15 protein-coding genes and 1 tRNA gene are annotated in these 17,206 nt (G+C 60.3%); 3 read left to right on the top strand and 13 right to left on the bottom strand.

Going from position 1 to position 17,206, the window contains the following annotated elements; translation table 11 throughout:
* Positions 1–26 precede the first annotated feature (26 nt).
* The 7 genes from AC1DIJ_RS18940 to AC1DIJ_RS18910 all read right to left on the bottom strand — a co-directional run bounded on the left by AC1DIJ_RS18940 (position 27) and on the right by AC1DIJ_RS18910 (position 7,783).
* Positions 27–860 carry a dipeptide ABC transporter ATP-binding protein gene (locus AC1DIJ_RS18940; RefSeq protein ID WP_112387669.1) on the bottom strand — a complete coding sequence of 278 codons (834 nt, stop codon included), beginning with the start codon at positions 858–860 and terminating at the stop codon, positions 27–29.
* Positions 857–1,696 (bottom strand): ABC transporter ATP-binding protein, encoded by an 840-nt coding sequence (locus tag AC1DIJ_RS18935; RefSeq protein ID WP_112387668.1) that lies wholly within the window; start codon positions 1,694–1,696, stop codon positions 857–859. Before AC1DIJ_RS18935 ends, AC1DIJ_RS18940 begins: the two co-directional genes overlap by 4 nt.
* A gap of 1 nt (position 1,697) precedes the next feature.
* On the bottom strand, positions 1,698–2,588 hold the full coding sequence (locus AC1DIJ_RS18930) for an ABC transporter permease subunit (RefSeq protein ID WP_112387667.1): 891 nt from the start codon (positions 2,586–2,588) through the stop codon (positions 1,698–1,700).
* 9 nt (positions 2,589–2,597) lie between these two features.
* Complete coding sequence (locus tag AC1DIJ_RS18925) at positions 2,598–3,602, bottom strand: ABC transporter permease subunit (protein WP_112387666.1); 1,005 nt, start codon at positions 3,600–3,602, stop codon at positions 2,598–2,600.
* Between the two features lie 87 nt (positions 3,603–3,689).
* A complete protein-coding gene (locus tag AC1DIJ_RS18920) occupies positions 3,690–5,285 on the bottom strand; it encodes an ABC transporter substrate-binding protein (protein ID WP_112387665.1) in 1,596 nt (531 codons plus the stop codon).
* 348 nt (positions 5,286–5,633) lie between these two features.
* Positions 5,634–6,113, bottom strand: coding sequence for an iron-responsive transcriptional regulator RirA (gene rirA / locus AC1DIJ_RS18915; protein ID WP_112387664.1), 480 nt, complete (start codon positions 6,111–6,113; stop codon positions 5,634–5,636).
* A 173-nt stretch (positions 6,114–6,286) separates the two neighbouring features.
* Positions 6,287–7,783, bottom strand: a complete 1,497-nt coding sequence (locus AC1DIJ_RS18910) for a CoA-acylating methylmalonate-semialdehyde dehydrogenase (protein WP_112387707.1) — start codon at positions 7,781–7,783, stop codon at positions 6,287–6,289.
* 184 nt (positions 7,784–7,967) lie between these two features.
* Between AC1DIJ_RS18910 and AC1DIJ_RS18905 the strand changes: the two genes are divergently transcribed.
* Positions 7,968–8,282: a putative quinol monooxygenase gene (locus AC1DIJ_RS18905; RefSeq protein WP_112387663.1), complete on the top strand. Its 315-nt coding sequence runs from the start codon at positions 7,968–7,970 to the stop codon at positions 8,280–8,282.
* Entirely contained in the window at positions 8,279–9,160 is an 882-nt protein-coding gene (locus tag AC1DIJ_RS18900) for a LysR family transcriptional regulator (protein WP_112387662.1), read from the top strand. The genes AC1DIJ_RS18905 and AC1DIJ_RS18900 overlap by 4 nt, the downstream gene beginning before the upstream one ends.
* On the opposite strand, the gene AC1DIJ_RS18895 is transcribed toward AC1DIJ_RS18900, so the two are convergent.
* The 5 genes from AC1DIJ_RS18895 to AC1DIJ_RS18875 form a co-directional block, all read right to left on the bottom strand.
* A complete protein-coding gene (locus AC1DIJ_RS18895; RefSeq protein ID WP_477831508.1) occupies positions 9,155–9,313 on the bottom strand; it encodes a hypothetical protein in 159 nt (52 codons plus the stop codon). The genes AC1DIJ_RS18900 and AC1DIJ_RS18895 overlap by 6 nt on opposite strands.
* Positions 9,314–9,340: 27 nt before the next feature.
* On the bottom strand, positions 9,341–9,778 hold the full coding sequence (locus tag AC1DIJ_RS18890; protein WP_112387661.1) for a DUF4174 domain-containing protein: 438 nt from the start codon (positions 9,776–9,778) through the stop codon (positions 9,341–9,343).
* A 128-nt stretch (positions 9,779–9,906) separates the two neighbouring features.
* Positions 9,907–10,152, bottom strand: coding sequence for a helix-turn-helix domain-containing protein (locus tag AC1DIJ_RS18885; RefSeq protein ID WP_112444522.1), 246 nt, complete (start codon positions 10,150–10,152; stop codon positions 9,907–9,909).
* A 205-nt stretch (positions 10,153–10,357) separates the two neighbouring features.
* Positions 10,358–10,434: transfer RNA gene (locus tag AC1DIJ_RS18880), tRNA-His, on the bottom strand.
* Positions 10,435–10,564: 130 nt separating this feature from the next.
* On the bottom strand, positions 10,565–11,014 hold the full coding sequence (locus tag AC1DIJ_RS18875; RefSeq protein WP_112387659.1) for a phasin: 450 nt from the start codon (positions 11,012–11,014) through the stop codon (positions 10,565–10,567).
* Between the two features lie 212 nt (positions 11,015–11,226).
* Here AC1DIJ_RS18875 and AC1DIJ_RS18870 point away from each other — a divergent pair, with 212 nt between their 5' ends.
* Positions 11,227–14,892, top strand: coding sequence for an ATP-binding protein (locus AC1DIJ_RS18870; RefSeq protein WP_112387658.1), 3,666 nt, complete (start codon positions 11,227–11,229; stop codon positions 14,890–14,892).
* Between the two features lie 271 nt (positions 14,893–15,163).
* On the opposite strand, the gene AC1DIJ_RS18865 is transcribed toward AC1DIJ_RS18870, so the two are convergent.
* On the bottom strand, positions 15,164–17,116 hold the full coding sequence (locus tag AC1DIJ_RS18865) for an acetoacetate--CoA ligase (protein WP_112387657.1): 1,953 nt from the start codon (positions 17,114–17,116) through the stop codon (positions 15,164–15,166).
* Between the last annotated feature and the right edge of the window lie 90 nt (positions 17,117–17,206).

Here is a 17,206-nt window from a genome sequence, read left to right as displayed (position 1 = left end):
CTCTTTGTTCCGGCTATTTCCATGCCTCAGGAGGCAGCAGCAGCCTTGCGGGCCAGACGCGCCCGGATGGTTTCGACATCGGCCCGCGGCGTCGCCGCAAACAGCGTCTTTGTGTAGCTGTGCTGCGGATCGCTGAAGACCTGATCGCGGCTACCGTATTCGACAGCTTCGCCGAAATACATCACCATCACGTCGTCTGCCATGTAGCGAACGACCGAAAGGTCGTGGCTGATGAAGACGTAAGTCAGGTTCAGCTCGTCCTGCAGGTCGGCGAGCAGGTTCAGCACCTGTGCCTGGACCGAGAGGTCGAGGGCCGAGACCGGCTCGTCGAGGACCAGAAGCCGCGGGTTCAGCATCAAGGCGCGTGCAATTGCAATACGCTGGCGCTGGCCGCCCGAGAACATGTGCGGATAGCGGTTGAAGTGGATCTCCTGGAGACCGACCTTCTTCAGCATCGCCATCGCCAGTTCCTGCCGTTCGGCAGCGGGCGTCTTGGTGTTGATGATCAGTGGCTCCATCAGGATGTCGCCGATCTTCTTGCGCGGGTTCAGCGAACCATAAGGGTTCTGGAAGACGATCTGCACCTTGCGGCGGATTTCCGGCGTCAGATCGCCGGCGGCGATATCGACCTTCTTGCCGTCGATCATCAGTTCGCCTGCCGTGGCAGGGTCGATCATCGTGACGATACGGGCAAGCGTGGACTTGCCGCAGCCGCTTTCGCCGACGATTGCCAGCGTCTTGCCCTGCTCAACCTTGAAGCTCACGCCCTTGACGGCATGAACGGTCTTTGCCTGCTTGAAGAGGCCGCCCGGGAGATAGTAGTCGCGGACGATATTCTTGGCTTCGAGGACTGGCGTCATTGTGCCGCTCCCTGATTGAAAAGCTCGCCGATGGTCGGCAGGCGATCACCGGTGGCGTTGTCTGGAAGAGCGGCGAGCAGAGCGCGGGTATAATCGCTCTTCGGCGCTTCGAAGAGCGACAGGACGTCGGCCTCTTCCATCTTGCGGCCCTTGTACTGAACGATGACACGGTCGGCCGTTTCAGCGACCACACCCATATTGTGGGTGATCATTATCAAGCCCATGCCGTGCTCACGCTGCAGACGCATCAGGAGATCGAGGATCTGCTTCTGGATCGTCACGTCGAGCGCGGTGGTCGGCTCGTCGGCGATCAGGAGCTTCGGATTGCAGGCGATCGCGATGGCGATCATGACGCGCTGGCACTGGCCACCCGACATCTGGTGCGGGAAGTGGTTGAGCCGCTCCGCCGGGTTCGGGATACCGACAGCTTCGAACAGTTCGATCGCACGCTTGCGGCGCGCGGCCTTGTCGAGGCCAAGGTGGATCTTCAGGACTTCCTCGATCTGGAAGCCGACCGTGAAGCACGGATTGAGGCTGGCGATCGGTTCCTGGAAGATCATCGACATATCCTTGCCGATGATCTGGCGGCGCTGGGCGCCGGACATGCCGAGCAGGTTCTGGCCGTCGAAGACCATCTTGTCGGCGGTGACCTTGGCGGTCCAGGGCAGAAGGCCCATGGCAGCCAGCATCGAGACCGACTTGCCGGATCCGGATTCGCCGACGATGGCGAGAACTTCGCCCGGATCGACCTTCAGCGAGACGCCGTCCACGGCGCGGAACGCACCTGTCGACGTCTGAAACTCGACGACGAGATTTTCGATTTCGAGAAGTGCCATATCAGGACCTCTTCAGCTTGGGATCGAGCGCATCACGCAGGCCGTCACCCATGAGGTTGATGGCAACGACGGTGATGAGGATCGCCAGACCCGGGAAAGTGACCACCCACCAGGCGCGCTGGATGAATTCGCGCGCTTCGGCGAGCATCGTGCCCCATTCGGGTGTCGGCGGCTGTGCGCCCATGCCGAGGAAGCCGAGGGCGGCTGCGTCGAGGATGGCCGCCGAGAAGGCGAGCGTTGCCTGAACGATCAGCGAAGCCAGGCAGTTCGGCAGGATGGTCTTGAACATCAGCCGCAGCGTGCCGGCACCGGCAACGCGGGAAGCCACGACATATTCCTTCTCGCGCTCGCTCATGACGGCAGCACGCGTCAGGCGGACGAAATGCGGCTGGTTGACGATCGAGATGGCGATCATCGCGTTGGTCAGGCCCGGGCCGAGGACTGCGACCAGCACGAGGGCGAGCAGCAGCGACGGGAAAGCCAGGATGATGTCCATCAGGCGCATGATGACGATATCGACGCGGCCACGGAAATAGCCGGCAACAAGGCCAATCAGCACGCCAGCGACAACCGACAGAGTGACGACGACGACGCCGATGAACAGCGAGAAACGTGCGCCATAGATCAGACGCGACAGGATATCACGGCCGACGGCATCAGTGCCGAGCGGATAGGTGAAGCTGCCGCCGTCCATCCAGAACGGCACCGACAGCAGCAGCTGGCGGTTCTGCTCATCAGGGGCATGCGGCGCGACGATCGGTGCGCCGATGGCTATGACCAGGATGAAGAGGAAGATGAAGAGGCCGATGACGGCGCCCTTGTTTCGCGAGAAATAGTACCAGAACTCCGCAAGGACGGATGGCTGGCCGGTTTTTGTGCTTACCGTGCTCATGAGCCGCTCCTAATGACGAATACGCGGGTTGATAAAGCCATAGGTGACATCGACGAGCAGATTGACCAGCATGATGATGCCGGCGATCAGCAAGAGACCACCCTGGACGACCGCATAGTCACGCTTGAACACCGCATCGACCATCCACTTGCCGATACCCGGCCAGGAGAAGATCGTCTCGGTGAGGATCGCGCCTGCCAGGAGCACGCCGACCTGCAGGCCGATCGTGGTGATAACGGGGATCATGGCGTTGCGCAGCGCATGAACGCCGACGACGCGCAAAGGCTTGAGGCCCTTGGAGCGAGCCGTGCGCACATAGTCTTCGCCAAGCACTTCAAGCATTGCCGAACGCGTCTGGCGCGCGATGACCGCAAGCGGGATCGTGGCGAGAACGATGGTCGGCAGGATGAGATAGCTGACGGCGGACTTGAAGGCGCCGGCCTGGCCGGACAGCAGACTGTCGATCAGCATGAAGCCGGTGACCGGCTTGAAGAAATACATCAGCGAGATGCGGCCCGAAACGGGCGTCCAGCCGAGATAACCGGAGAAGAAGATGACGAGCAGCAGGCCCCACCAGAAGATCGGCATCGAATAGCCGATGAGGGCGACGCCCATCACGCTCTGGTCGAACCACGTCCCTCGCTTGACCGCGGCGAAGACACCAGCGGGAATGCCGAGCGCGGCCGCCAGAATGATGGCGCAAAGCGACAGCTCGAGCGTAGCAGGGAACAGTGTGAAGAATTCGCCGAGAACCGGGCGCTTGGTGACGATCGAGGTTCCGAGATCGCCGTGCAAGACCTTACCGAGGTAATCGAAATACTGCACATACATCGGCCTGTCGAAACCGAGATCATGCATGATCTGGGCGTGACGTTCAGGCGCCATGACTCGTTCGCCCGACAACAGCATGACGGGGTCGCCCGGTAGCAGGCGGATAAACGAAAAGGCGATGAGCGAAACGCCGAGGAACGTTGGGATCAGCACCGCAAGGCGGCCGATGAAGAAACGTAACATGGCAGGTGTCCAATAGTTTCCGGCGGTCAGGATGATCCCGACCGCCGGCCAAGCCCGGCTTTCACCGGACAGTTTACAGATTTTCTATTATTCGGAAATGTCCACGCCGTCGAAGCGGTGGATGCCGAGCGGGTCCATGTGGAAGCCCGTGACCTTCTTGCTCATCGGAACGAAGACGACCGAGTGGTCGATCGTTGCCCAAGGAGCTTCCTTCTTGAAGATCAGCTGAGCCTGCTCATAGAGCTTCGTACGTTCTGCGACGTCGGCCGTCTGCTTGGCCTTCTTCATCAGATCGTCGTAGTCCTTGTTGCACCACTGAGCACGATTGTTGCCGCCAACAGCGGTGCAGCCGAGCAGCGTGTCCATGAAGTTGTCCGGGTCACCGTTGTCGCCGGTCCAGCCGAGGATGACGGCGCCATCGCGCTTCACGTCGGAGGAGAGCTTCAGGTATTCTGCCCATTCATGGGTGACGATTTCGACCTTGACGCCAGCCTTGGCGAAGTCGGCCTGCATCAGTTCAGCTGCGCGGCGTGCGTTCAGCATGTAAGGACGCGAAACCGGCATTGCCCAGATCTTCATCGAAAGATCCTTGACGCCTGCAGCTTCGAGAGCCTTCTTCGAGCCTTCCGGATCGTACTTGTCGTCAACGACGGCATCATTGTATGACCACATCGTCGGCGGGATCGGGTTCTTGGCAACGGTTGCGGCGCCCTGGAAGACGGCGTCAACGATGGCCTGCTTGTTGATCGCCATGTTCAGAGCGCGGCGAACTTCCGGCTTGTCGAACGGGGCCATCTGCGTGTTGTAGGCGAGGAAGCCGATGTTCAGGCCCGGCTGTTCGAGAACGGTCAGGTTCTCGTCCTTCTTAAGCTCGGAAACGTCAGCTGCGTTCGGGTAAGGAAGGATGTGGCATTCGCCGGCCTTCAGCTTCTGAGCGCGAACCGAAGCATCCGTGGTGATCGCGAACACGAGATCGTCGATCTTTTCCTTGCCCTTGAAGTAGGTTTCGTTGGCCTTGTAGCGGATGACAGCATCCGGCTGGTAGGCAACGAAGGTGAACGGACCGGTGCCGAGCGGCTGCTGGTTCAGCTGAGCCATCTTGCCGTCAGCAGCGAGCTTGTCGGCGTATTCCTTGGAAACGATCGATGCGAAGTCCATGGCCAGGTCGGCCAGGAACGGCGCTTCCGGACGGTTCAGGGTGAACTTGACGGTCAGGTCGTCAACCTTTTCGATCGACTTGACGAGATCCGGGAAGCCCATGCCGGCAGCGTATTCGTAGGAACCGCCTTCGACATACTTGTTCCACGGATTGTCAGCGCGCAGCTGGCGCTCGAACGAGAAGACGACGTCGTCGGCGTTCAGGTCGCGGGTCGGGGTAAAGAAGTCGGTGGTCTGGAACTTGACGCCCGGATGCAGCTTGAAGGTGTATTCCTTGCCGTCGTCAGAGACGGTCCAGCTGTCGGCGACGCCCGGCTCGATCTCCGTACCGCCATGCTTGAACTCGACGAGACGGCTGTAAACCGTACGCGAGGAAGCGTCAAAGGTCGTGCCTGCGGTGTAGAGGCTCGGATCGAAGCCTTCCGGCGATCCCTCAGAGCAATAGACAAGCGTCTTGGAGTAGGCGGCGGTGGCCATGACGGAAGCCAGGGCAGTCGCTGCCAGCAGGACAGAGAACTTTTTCATGATGTTGTTTCCCAGGTTTGTTCTTTTTGATCTTTGGAGATCGGCGCTAGTTATCCCGATCAGCGGGCCGATGKAACGATATTTATTTGCTGAAAGCAACGGCGTAGGCAGAAAATTTTTCCAGAAAACCAACTTTAGAAATTTTCGGTCAAAAATAGGCCTGAATTTGCAAGATTGAGGCACATTCGACCGCGATTCTGTCGCATTTGGTATAAATTCGCGTCTGTGGACGGCATTGGAAGCGGTTTCAACGCGCTGTGATATATCAACACTGCGTGAGCCGGAACTAAAAAGCCACGGCTACCGAGGGTAGCCGTGGCTTCATGATGACTTTCGACTATTCAAATATTAAGCAGCCGGAGCGGGTATCGCCGCCTTGCGATAAGGCTGCTCGCCGGTGATGCCGAGCAGGAAATTGATCTGCGGGCGTGCTTTGACGAGGTCGTCGATCGAGTATTCGGTCAACACGTCGAAGAAGGCATTCAGCGCCTTGCGAAGTGCTGAATTGAGACCGCAGCTATCGACCAGCGGGCACTCGACGGCGCCGTCCTCAAAGCATTCGGCCATGGCGAAGCTGTCTTCAGTGACGCGGACCACGTCGAACAGGCTGATGTCAGCTGCCGGCTTGCCGAGACGCACGCCGCCATTGCGGCCGCGAACGGTTTCGACCAGGCCAGCCTTGTTGAGCGGCTGCAGAATCTTGAAAAGGAAGAGCTCGGACACACCATAGGCTCTGGCGATTTCCGGAATCCGGCTCAAGTGTCCGTCATTGGCAGCGCAATACATCAACATGCGAACCGCATAGTTGGTCTGCTTCGTCAATCGCATGCCGGTCTCCTGACTCGAATGGGGCTGAAGCCTATATAGTGGGTAAGATAGTTTTGAACAATTCCAAAATATGAAAATCGGAGTCACGTTTATGCGGCCCCTCGCCGCATCGTCTCAAACGAAAAACGGGCCCCATTTGGAGCCCGTTTTCCAAGTCTTTCAGGATGATGTGCTTACTTCATCGTCGGCATGACGAACTCGGCGCCGTCCTTGATGCCCGACGGCCAGCGGCTGGTGACCGTCTTGGTGCGTGTCCAGAACTTGATCGAGTCGGTGCCATGCTGGTTGAGATCGCCGAAGGAGGACGACTTCCAGCCACCGAAGGAGTGGTAGGCGAGCGGAACCGGGATCGGGACGTTGACGCCGACCATGCCGATATTGATGCGCGAGGCGAAGTCGCGGGCCGCATCGCCGTCACGGGTGTAGATCGCAACGCCGTTGCCGTATTCATGCTTCATCGGCAGGTCGAGGGCTTCCTCGTAGTTCTTGGCGCGGACAACCGACAGGACCGGTCCGAAGATTTCGGTCTTGTAGATATCCATGTCGGGCGTGACGTTGTCGAACAGGCAGCCGCCGACGAAATAGCCGTCTTCGTAGCCCTGGAGCTTGAAGTTGCGGCCATCGACGACGAGCTTTGCGCCTTCGTCGACACCCTTGTTGATCAGGCCCATGATGCGCGCCTGGGCTTCCTTGGTAACGACCGGGCCAAGATCGGCCTTGTCATCGGTATAGGGGCCGATGCGCAGGGATTCGACCATCGGGGTCAGCTTGGCGATAAGACGGTTGGCGGTTTCCTCGCCAACCGGAACAGCGACCGAGATCGCCATGCAGCGCTCGCCGGCGGAGCCGTAGCCTGCGCCCATCAGCGCGTTGGCAGCCTGATCGAGATCGGCATCGGGCATGATGATCATATGGTTCTTGGCGCCGCCGAAGCACTGGGCGCGCTTGCCGTTCTGGGCAGCCGTGCCATAGACGTAGCGGGCGATCGGCGTGGAGCCGACGAAGGAAACGGCCGAGATATCCGGGTGCGTCAGGATCGCGTCGACCGCGCCCTTGTCACCGTTGACGACGTTGAGAATGCCGGCAGGCAGGCCTGCTTCGATCATCAGTTCGGCAAGACGGATCGGCACGGACGGATCACGCTCCGACGGCTTCAGGATGAAGGCGTTGCCGCAGGCGATCGCGGGGGCGAACATCCACATCGGGATCATGGCCGGGAAGTTGAACGGGGTGATGCCGGCGCCGATGCCGACAGCCTGGCGGATCGAATACATGTCGATATTCGGGCCGGCGCCTTCGGTGAACTCGCTCTTGGCAAGGTGCGGAATGCCGATAACGAACTCGCAGACTTCGAGGCCGCGAATGAGATCGCCCTTGGAGTCTTCGATCGTCTTGCCGTGTTCCTTGGAGAGCAGTTCGGCGAGCTCGTTCATGTTCTCATTGAGAAGCTGCACGAACTTCATGAACACGCGGGCGCGGCGCTGCGGGTTGGTGGCAGCCCACTTCGGCTGGGCAGCCTTGGCGTTCTGAACCGCTGCGTCCAGTTCGGCATCGCTGGCGAGCGCGACGGTCGCCTGCACTTCGCCGGTTGCCGGGTTGTAGACGTTGCTGGTGCGGCCGCTGGTACCCGCGACCTGCTTGCCGCCGATGAAATGTCCGATCTGACGCATGAAGTGCTCCTCCTGTATTTTCTCGATGGCGAACAATCGCACTTCAATTTGCACAAATCAATGCGCTGAGATAAGCAACCGTTGTGCGCAAATTGAAGTTACAAGACTGGAAAGCGGCCTTGTGAACGATAGATAGGTCCGCTTCTGCATTGGCAACCGGCATCCCAGAGGAGACGAGTAAGCGATGAGCGAAAATCGTATCGTCAGAATGGCCGAGATCGAGGTCGATCCCCAGCATCTCGAGACCTACCGCGCATTGCTCGCCGAGGAGATTGCGGCATCGGTTGCCGTCGAAGAGGGTGTCTTGTCGCTGAATGCGGTGGCGATCAAAGGCAACCCGAGCAGGATTCGTATCCTGGAGGTCTATGCCAGCCAGGAAGCCTATGAGGCCCATCTTCGGGCGCCGCATTTCCTGAAATACAAGACCGGGACGGCAGGAATGGTGACATCGCTGACACTGCTGGAGGCCGATCCGATCATGATGTGCAGCAAGCCATGAACTGGGACGATGTTCGTATCTTCCTCGCCGTCGCCCGCACCGGGCAGATCCTTGCCGCGTCGAAGCGGCTGGGGCTGAACCACGCAACGCTGTCCCGGCGGCTGACCTCGCTGGAAGAGGCTTTGAAGACGCGGCTATTCATTCGCCGCACCAATGGCTGCGAACTGACTGCGGAGGGCGAGATCTTCCTGTCGTCGGCGGAGCGGATGGAAACCGAGATGCTGGCAGCGCAGGCCAATCTCGGCCGGACCGATACGGCGATCGCCGGAACGGTGCGTGTCGGGGCGCCCGATGGTTTCGGCGTCTCGTTTCTGGCGCCGCGCATGGGGCGGCTGATCGAGCGGCATCCGGAGCTGAAGATCCAGCTGGTGCCGGTGCCCCGCTCGTTTTCGCTGTCGCAGCGCGAGGCGGACATCGCCATCACTCTCGAGCGGCCGGAACAGGGCCGGCTGATTTCCGCGAAACTCACCGACTACACACTTGGTCTCTACGCATCGAAAAGCTACGCGGCGCAGAACGGCCTGCCCGCAGATGCCGAGGCTCTGAAGCAGCACAGGCGGATCGGCTATGTCGAAGATCTGCTTTTCTCGCAGTCGCTGAACTTCACCGGTGAAGTGATGCGCAACTGGGATGCGGCCTTCGAGATCTCCTCGGCGACGGGTCAGACCGAGGCGGTGCTTTCCGGCGCGGGGATCGGCATCCTGCACGACTATATCGCCCGTCAGCACGCGGAACTCGTCCGCATCCTGCCCGGTACGTCCATCCGCCGTGCCTATTGGACGACCTTCCACGAAAGCGCCCGTGAACTCGTTCGCGTGCGCACCGTCTCGGATTTCCTGCAGGAACTGGTCAGTGCCGAGCGGCACATCTTTCTATAGATGCTTCGCCGGCTCTTCGTTCTCATCCGGATTGGGGTTTGGGGCCTCGTCGGGAAGCCTGTCGGGTTCCGGCTCCTCGATCGGCGGCTCCGGCATCCAGCCGGGTCCCGGCATCGGCGGCTGATCGGGGATAGGTTCGTTGGGTACGGACATATCCTGCTCCTTCCGTCTCTGTTGATTTCAATTTTCTGGTTTCGTGGATTCGGCAGCGCGCATCGGCATGCTGTCTATGATGGCAAACAGCTCGCCATTGCTCACGGGTTCGCTGGCCTTGAGCTTGACCGTGCCGTCCTTGCCGATCAGCGCCGCATGAAAGGTACCGGCATCAGATACGTCGAGCGCTTCGCGCAATGCGCCGGCATCGACCGGCTCCGCTGAGCCGAAGACGGTCCGGACTGCACTGCCCGACACCTTGAGGACGATCATGTCGCGCTCCTCAAGCGCCAGACGATCGGCAAGCAGCTGGTTTTCCTGGCGAGCGGCGCGGCTGTTGTCGCTGTCTGAGAAAATCACCAGAACGCGATTTTTCCACTGAAATTGCGAGAGGCTTTCGATTGCCGCATAGGCGGCGTTCGTCTCATCGACCTTGGTCGCGCCATATAAAAGCGTCTTCGACATTCTCGTTCTCCCGTCCGCTGATAGAACGACTGGGAGGATCGGACAGTTCCATAGGGCAATAGAACAATGCCCCTGAAATGAAAAAAGCCGGTCAGATCGACCGGCTTTTTAGTTCGTTCCTGCGTCAGTTACATCGGAACGAAGGCAGACAACGGGACCTGCAAGGCAGCGGCAATGCGCTTGAGCTTTGCGGGGTCGGCGTTTTCTCCATTTTCAATTTCCGTAATTTCACTCGGCACGAGACCACAGGTCACCGCCAGATCGTCGATGCTGTAGCCGACGGCTTCGCGCGCAGTCTTGACCTCGGCCGCGACGTTGATCGCAGACACCACAGTCGCCTTGGATTCATCCAGATTGTTGAGAGAAATGGACATGAAGTCTCCTTCGATAAGCAGCTCTGAAGTAACCCCCGGCACAAAATGGCACTGCCGCTCACATTTTGCAACGCAATATAAGAGAAAGTTTACCTGTGCCGGTACGGGTAGATAGGCGGACGGGCCCGGACGGCAAGACCGGTAGAATGTGATGGTCCCTGCTGTGCTTCAGGGTCCGCTTCGGGATCATATATAGAAGGAAGAATGGTACGGTTGGGGGGTCTCGAACCTCCGACCTCAGGTGCCACAAACCTGCGCTCTAACCAACTGAGCTACAACCGCACAATGCCGCGCTCGGCGCGACGGGGGTCACATACGAGGACTTGAAAATTAATTCAAGCCCTATCTCCCCTCAATGTACAAAAAGGCCGGACGAAGCGTCCAGCCTTTTGTTCTATGTGCCCGAAATCGATCAGGCAGCCTTGAAGGACGCCATGACCTTTTCGGCCGCTTCCTTGGAAGGTTTTGCGAGCTTTTCGGCAACCTGCTTGGAGGTTTCCTGCATCGACTTCGCCTGCTCGACGGTCAGCTCTGCCTGCTTGCGGAAGAAGGTGGTCTGGAGTTCGAAGAACTCGGCAACCGACTTGACGCCGAGAAGCGCTTCCATGTGCGAGAGAGAGTTTTCGGCATTGGTGCGGAGCGCATCGATGGCCTTGAGACCGATCTCGACGCTGCCGGCCTGTGCCGTCTGAACCGTGGCTTCGAGCGTCTTGCCGGCGTCTTCGCCAGCGGACTTGATCTTGCTATAGGCTTCGCGCGACTGCTGAGCGCCCTTTTCAGCAAAATCGCGGAACGATTCTGCGAACTTGGACGGATCGAATGCAGCCATTGAAAAAACGTCGTCGGTCTTTATGGTAGCCATGGATGCGAGCTCCTTGAGTCCGGGCGTTTGACGCCCTTTAGATTGGATAGAGCTTATATAGACGATCTTATTGTGCATTGCAACATAATTGTGCGTCGCACAACGCGTTAACCTTTCCGCCCGAAAAGGCGGCCTCACGCTGGACCCCTTTCCGGCGGATCGTTATTAATAGACCGTTAATTTAAAAGAGGCCGAAGGTAGCAAGGTTCCCCATGCCCGCTGTCCAGTACCCGTTCATCGACATTGCCGTGCATCAACGGGTGCGGGAGCGTTTTTCGCGTGGCGAAGCCCTGGTGCTTTTTTCCGCCGACCTCGGCCGCCTGCTCTGGGCAAATGGCGCGGGTGCCGAGCTCTTCGGCCATTCTGCCGTCTATGACCTGCTCGACCAGGGCGTCGGCAGCGGCGACATCACCTTCCGGCAGCTGGAGACGACGGCGCGGCAACTGAGCGCGACCGGCGACAGCCGTAGCCTGATAATCCGCATCGTCAAAGGCTTCCAGCGTGTTCCGGTTCAGGCAAATGCCGAGTTGATCGGGCTTTCGAGCGGCGAGCGCGCTATCCTGTTTTCGGTCCCCGTCGCCGGCAAGGCGTTGAGCCCGGCCGCCTCGGCTGCGCAGATGCTACAAGGTCTCGACGATCCGGACACGCATATGGCCGTCATCGGTGCGGACGGCGAGGTCATCGCTTCCTCCCCCGGATACGCCTCGCTCGGCATCACCCAGCAGACGGCAAAGACCCTGACCGCACTCGCATCCAGCCATCCCGATCGCCTCGTCAAGCGCCCGGTCGCCACCGGCAAGGGATATCTCCCGGCCGCCGTCGGCAAGCTGAGCGACGAACCGGTTCTCAATCTGCTTTTTGCCGTAGAGACCGTGCTCGGGCATCTCGATCCGATCGACACCGCGGCTCCGGAAGAGGGCTTATCCACAGCCGCCGTTAACCATATCTCTCCCGCGAAATTCGACGAGGCGCTGAGCGCTGTCGCCGGGATTGAAGAGGTCGAGGAGACGCTGGAAAGCGTCGACGAGCCAGAAGAGGCGCTCGCCGAAGAACCGCGCGCTGAGGAATTCGTCGATAGCGAACCGCAGAGCGAAACAGCAGTGGACGAGCCAGAACAGCAGGCCGCCGCCGAGCATGTGACTGACGAGACGCCCGATGAGCTGCCGGAGCCGTCCGTCGAAGCAGAGCCCGTTACGATCGAACCGCAGCCGAATGTCGTGCTTCATAACGAGGCCGACGAGGCCGTTGAAGATGACGCGCCGGCAGAGGAGACCGTGGAAACGCCGCTGGTCGAAGCCGCCGCTGCAGAGATTGCAGACGAACCGGTAGCCGATGCTCCGGCTGCAAGGGAAGCCGCCGCCGGCGAACAGACACCTGCCGCCGCCTTCAGGTTCCAGCCGAACAGCCGGGCAACGCGTTTCGTCTGGAAGATCGATGCGCAGGGTTGCTTCAGCGAGGTATCGAACGAGTTTGCCGAGGCCGTCGGCCCGAACGCCGCCAACATCATCGGCGTCGCCTTCAGCGATATCTCCGCGCTCTTCAATCTCGATCCGGAAGGCAAGATCGCCGAGGCGCTGGAGCGCCGCGATACCTGGTCCGGCAAGACGATAAATTGGCCGATCGAAGGCACAAGCCTCGTCGTGCCGGTCGATCTCGCCGCGCTGCCGACCTATACGCGCCACCGCGAGTTCGACGGTTTCCGCGGATTTGGCGTCGTGCGCCTTTCAGATGCAGCTGAAGATCCGCTGGCCCTTGGGCTGACACTCGGGCCGGATGGTATCGGACGCGATGCCGCAAGTCTCGACCAGCCATTGGAAGACGTTCATGCCGGGTCGCCCTCGCCCGCCGAGGACGCACCGGTGGCGGCTGTTGTCGAAGAAGCGCCCGCCCCAACCGAATTGCCTGCGCCGCGCGAAGAGCCTCCGGCGCTGCGCCTTGCCGAAACACCAAGCCGCCGCCTGACCGACAAGATCGTGCAACTGCACAATGCCGGCCCGGGACTGAGCGCGTCCGAACAGGCCAACTTCCGCGAGATCGCCAAGCGGCTCGAGGCCTTCGGCGTGCGTGAAGGCGGCTCTGCAGAAGACGAGCCCGCAGGTGCTGACGCGGTCCAAGCAGTGACGCCGGTCGAAGATATCCCGGTTGCGGCGAATGATTCCGTACCGCCGGACGAAGAGATCGCCGCTGTGGCGGAAGAACCCGCCGAGCCTGCGGAAGCGGAGATCGCCGAAGCTGCCAGCGATGGCGAACAGCCTACGGCGGCGGCAGCTGACGGCAACAGCGATGACGACGCAACCGAGGGCTTGCCGGAGACATCCTTCAGCCCGATGGAAATGCTGAGCACCGTCATCCCGCCGCGTGTGAAGATGGTCGATGGGCTTTCCTCGGCGACCGTCGATCAGCTGCCGGTCGCGGTGCTGATCCATGCCGGCGACGCGCTGATCCATGCCAATCCCGAATTCATGCGCCTGACCGGCTACACGTCTCTCAGCGAGCTGAACGAGGTTGGTGGCCTGGATGCATTGCTGCAACGGCACGAGCTGGACGAGAATGCCGGCCGCCCTGGCGCGATGATGCTTGTCACCGCCGATGACCGCGTCGTACCCGTCACCGCCCGCCTGCAATCGGTTCGCTGGGAAGACGCCAGTGCGCTGATGCTGGCGCTGATGCCGGTCGAGAATAAGGAAGCCCCAGCGGGGAAGGCCGAAGATACGCGCCACGACAACCGCTCCGACCGGATGGTCGAGAAGGTTGCCAAGCTGCAGGTCGAAGTCGAAGAACTCCGCTCGATCCTGGAAACGGCGACCGACGGTGTGGTCGTCATCGGTGCCGAGGGCGACATCCGCTCGATGAACCGTTCGGCAAGCGCGCTCTTCAACTATGACGAAGAGGAAACGCGCGGCAAACCCTTCGTCATGCTGTTTGCGCATGAGAGCCAGAAGGCTGTTCTCGACTATCTGAATGGTCTTTCGGGCCATGGCGTTGCCAGCGTGCTGAACGATGGACGCGAAGTGATCGCCCGCGAAGCCGCCGGCGGTTTCGTGCCACTATTCATGACAATGGGACGGCTGACGTCCTCCAGCGGCTACTGCGCCGTCATCCGCGACATTACCCAATGGAAGCGCACCGAAGACGAGCTGCGCAACGCCAAGGGCGCCGCCGAAACGGCCAATGCCCACAAGACCGACTTTCTGGCCCGCATCAGCCACGAGATCCGCACGCCGCTCAACGCCATCATCGGCTTCTCCGACATGATGGCCGGCGAGCGCTTCGGACCGATCGGCCACCCGCGCTACATCGAATATGCCAACGATATCGGCCGCTCCGGCCGCCACGTCCTCGATATCGTCAACGACCTGCTCGACATTTCGAAGATCGAAGCCGGCGAGATGGATCTCGACTTCGCCTCCGTCGGGCTCAACGATGCGATTTCGGAGGCCGTGGCGCTGGTGCAGCCGCAGGCGAATGGTCAGCGGGTGATCATCCGCACGGCGCTGTCGCATTCGGTGCCCAACGTCGTTGCCGATCTGCGCTCGGTAAAACAGATCGCCCTGAACATCCTGTCGAATGCCATCCGTTTCACGCCTTCAGGCGGGCAGATCGTCGTTTCGACCTCGTATGAAAGCAATGGAAGCGTCGTCTTGCGCGTCCGCGATACCGGTATCGGCATGACCCGCAGCGAGCTCGATCAGGCGATGAAGCCGTTCCGCCAGGTCTCGGCGCAATCCCGCCACCGCGGCGACGGCACCGGTCTTGGTCTGCCGCTGACCAAGGCGATGGTTGATGCCAACCGGGCGATCTTTGCGATCAATTCGGCGCCGAACGAAGGCACGCTGGTGGAGATCACCTTCCCGTCCCAGCGGGTGCTTGCCGACTGAGGCGTATCCTCGCCGGATTGAACCGCTCGAAAACGAAAAAAGGCAGCCCGAGGTCTAGGCTGCCTGGAGTTTGGTGCTGTTCAACTTTGGTGCTGTTCAACAAGGGCTTAGTCGCTCAACGTCATGTCACGGGAGCCAAGGGCTCCTAGCTGCCTATCATCCACAGCTCCAAGTTGCTTCACCTTTGACCAACCTTTCTTAACGAAGGGTTGCCGCGGCTGGGAAGCTATCAAAGGTGAAAGCTTGTAGTTTCAGGCGCCTTTTATTGAAATTAGCCGTTTAGTTCAGCCAATCCGGCGAAAAGCTCCAGCGCTTCCGGGTTTGCAAGCGCCTCTTTGTTCTTGACCGGCCGGCCGTGGACGACCTCACGCACGGCGAGTTCGACGATCTTGCCAGACTTTGTGCGGGGAATATCTGTGACGGCGATGATTTTGGCTGGCACGTGGCGCGGCGATGCACCCGTGCGGATGCGGGTCTTGATCGTCTTCACCAGATCTTCGCTCAGCGACACGCCCGGTGCGAGACGGACAAACAGCACGACGCGGACGTCGTCATCCCAATCCTGGCCGATACACAGCGCTTCCGCGACTTCTTCCATCTGTTCGACCTGATTGTAAATCTCGGCGGTGCCGATGCGCACGCCACCCGGATTGAGTGTTGCGTCGGACCGGCCGTGGATGACCAGACCGCCATGCTGCGTCCATTCGGCGAAGTCGCCGTGACACCAGACATTGTCGAAGCGTTCGAAATAGGCAGCGCGATATTTGGCACCGTCAGGGTCGTTCCAGAAGCCGGCAGGCATGGACGGAAAGGCCTTGGAGCAAACGAGTTCGCCCTTTTCCTGGCGCACCGGCTTGCCTTCGTCGTCCCAGACATCGACGGCGAGGCCGAGGCCTGCACCCTGGATCTCGCCGCGCCAGACCGGCTGCAGCGGATTGCCGAGGACGAAGCAGGAGACGATATCCGTGCCTCCCGAGATCGAAGCGAGCTGGATGTCTTCCTTGATACCTTCGTAAACGAAGGTGAACCCTTCGGGCGACAACGGTGAACCGGTCGAGGTCATCAGCCGGAGGCTCGAAAGGTCGTGACTGGTGCGCGGCGTCAGGCCGCTCTTGCGCACGGCATCGATATATTTCGCCGACGTGCCGAAGATCGCGAATTTCTCTGCCTGGGCGTAGTCGAAGAGAACATTGCCGTCAGGCGCGAAAGGCGAGCCGTCGAAGAGGCAGAGCGTGGCGCCCGCGGCCAGGCCGCTTGCCAGCCAGTTCCACATCATCCAGCCGCAGGTGGTGAAATAAAAGAGCCGGTCGCCGGGCTTGATGCCGCAATGCAGGCGGTGCTCCTTCAGGTGCTGCAACAGCGTGCCGCCCGCCGAATGGACGATGCATTTCGGCACCCCCGTGGTGCCCGACGAGAAGAGGATATAGAGCGGATGGGAGAATGGCAGCGGTGTGAATTCGACCGCCTTTGCCTGATAGGGCGAAAGGATTTCGGCGAAGGTCTTGGCGCCGGGTGTCGCTCTCGCCACGGCCTCAGCATCACCGGCATAGTGAACGATCATCGACGGCGCCTGCAGCTTGGCGGCGACGGCAGAGATCTTGGCGGAGACATCCTGCAGCTTGCCCGAATACCAATAGGCGTCGCAGGCAATGAACAGCTTCGGGCCAATCTGGCCGAAGCGATCGAGCACACCCTGCTCGCCGAAATCCGGAGAACAGGAGGACCAGATGGCACCGATCGAGGCGGCCGCAAGCATGCAGGCGATGGTCTCCGGCATGTTGGGCATCATCGCGGCAATGCGATCGCCTTCGCCGATGCCGAGTGCACGATAAGCCTGCTGCAGCTTCGAGACCGTCTCATGGAGACGGTTCCACGACCAGCGATCCTCGACCTTATCCTCGCCGCGAAAGATCAGCGCATCGCCTTCGCCCTCGGTTGACAGCAGGTTTTCCGCGAAATTCAGCCTGGCATCGGGAAAGAACCGAGCCTTCAGCATGAGATCGCCATCGGCAAGCACACGATCGCCCCGGTCGCCGCGAACGCCGCAGAAATCCCAGAGAGCTGCCCAGAATTTCTCGCGCTCGGCAATCGACCAGGCATGCAGGCCGGCGTAGTCGTCAAGCGCCAATCCGAAGCCGGCATTGCAATGCTGCATGAAGGCATACATCGGGCTTGCTTCAATGAATTCCCGTGACGGCGTCCAGAGCGGCCCAATGTCGTTCATCGCATTTTCCTCCCGTTTATTCGCTATATAACATGCTGCACTGCATTATAAAGCGTGCATTGCGCCAACTGCACGGCCAGCCGAATTGCA

The organism is Rhizobium sp. 10N427, assembly GCF_056394605.1.
The sequence above is the reverse complement of the archived record's forward strand: the minus strand, read 5'-3'. Positions and strand labels throughout refer to the sequence as shown.

What these genes read in the sequence shown, in the direction of transcription:
- AC1DIJ_RS18900 (WP_112387662.1), top strand. Translation starts at nt 8,279, where the DNA reads ATGAACTGGGACGATGTTCGTATCTTCCTCGCCGTCGCCCGCACCGGG.
- AC1DIJ_RS18940 (WP_112387669.1), bottom strand. Translation starts at nt 860, where the DNA reads ATGACGCCAGTCCTCGAAGCCAAGAATATCGTCCGCGACTACTATCTC.
- AC1DIJ_RS18890 (WP_112387661.1), bottom strand. Translation starts at nt 9,778, where the DNA reads ATGTCGAAGACGCTTTTATATGGCGCGACCAAGGTCGATGAGACGAAC.
- AC1DIJ_RS18930 (WP_112387667.1), bottom strand. Translation starts at nt 2,588, where the DNA reads ATGAGCACGGTAAGCACAAAAACCGGCCAGCCATCCGTCCTTGCGGAG.
- AC1DIJ_RS18870 (WP_112387658.1), top strand. Translation starts at nt 11,227, where the DNA reads ATGCCCGCTGTCCAGTACCCGTTCATCGACATTGCCGTGCATCAACGG.
- AC1DIJ_RS18865 (WP_112387657.1), bottom strand. Translation starts at nt 17,116, where the DNA reads ATGAACGACATTGGGCCGCTCTGGACGCCGTCACGGGAATTCATTGAA.
- AC1DIJ_RS18935 (WP_112387668.1), bottom strand. Translation starts at nt 1,696, where the DNA reads ATGGCACTTCTCGAAATCGAAAATCTCGTCGTCGAGTTTCAGACGTCG.
- AC1DIJ_RS18905 (WP_112387663.1), top strand. Translation starts at nt 7,968, where the DNA reads ATGAGCGAAAATCGTATCGTCAGAATGGCCGAGATCGAGGTCGATCCC.
- AC1DIJ_RS18875 (WP_112387659.1), bottom strand. Translation starts at nt 11,014, where the DNA reads ATGGCTACCATAAAGACCGACGACGTTTTTTCAATGGCTGCATTCGAT.
- AC1DIJ_RS18910 (WP_112387707.1), bottom strand. Translation starts at nt 7,783, where the DNA reads ATGCGTCAGATCGGACATTTCATCGGCGGCAAGCAGGTCGCGGGTACC.
- AC1DIJ_RS18885 (WP_112444522.1), bottom strand. Translation starts at nt 10,152, where the DNA reads ATGTCCATTTCTCTCAACAATCTGGATGAATCCAAGGCGACTGTGGTG.
- rirA (WP_112387664.1), bottom strand. Translation starts at nt 6,113, where the DNA reads ATGCGATTGACGAAGCAGACCAACTATGCGGTTCGCATGTTGATGTAT.
- AC1DIJ_RS18895 (WP_477831508.1), bottom strand. Translation starts at nt 9,313, where the DNA reads ATGTCCGTACCCAACGAACCTATCCCCGATCAGCCGCCGATGCCGGGA.
- AC1DIJ_RS18920 (WP_112387665.1), bottom strand. Translation starts at nt 5,285, where the DNA reads ATGAAAAAGTTCTCTGTCCTGCTGGCAGCGACTGCCCTGGCTTCCGTC.
- AC1DIJ_RS18925 (WP_112387666.1), bottom strand. Translation starts at nt 3,602, where the DNA reads ATGTTACGTTTCTTCATCGGCCGCCTTGCGGTGCTGATCCCAACGTTC.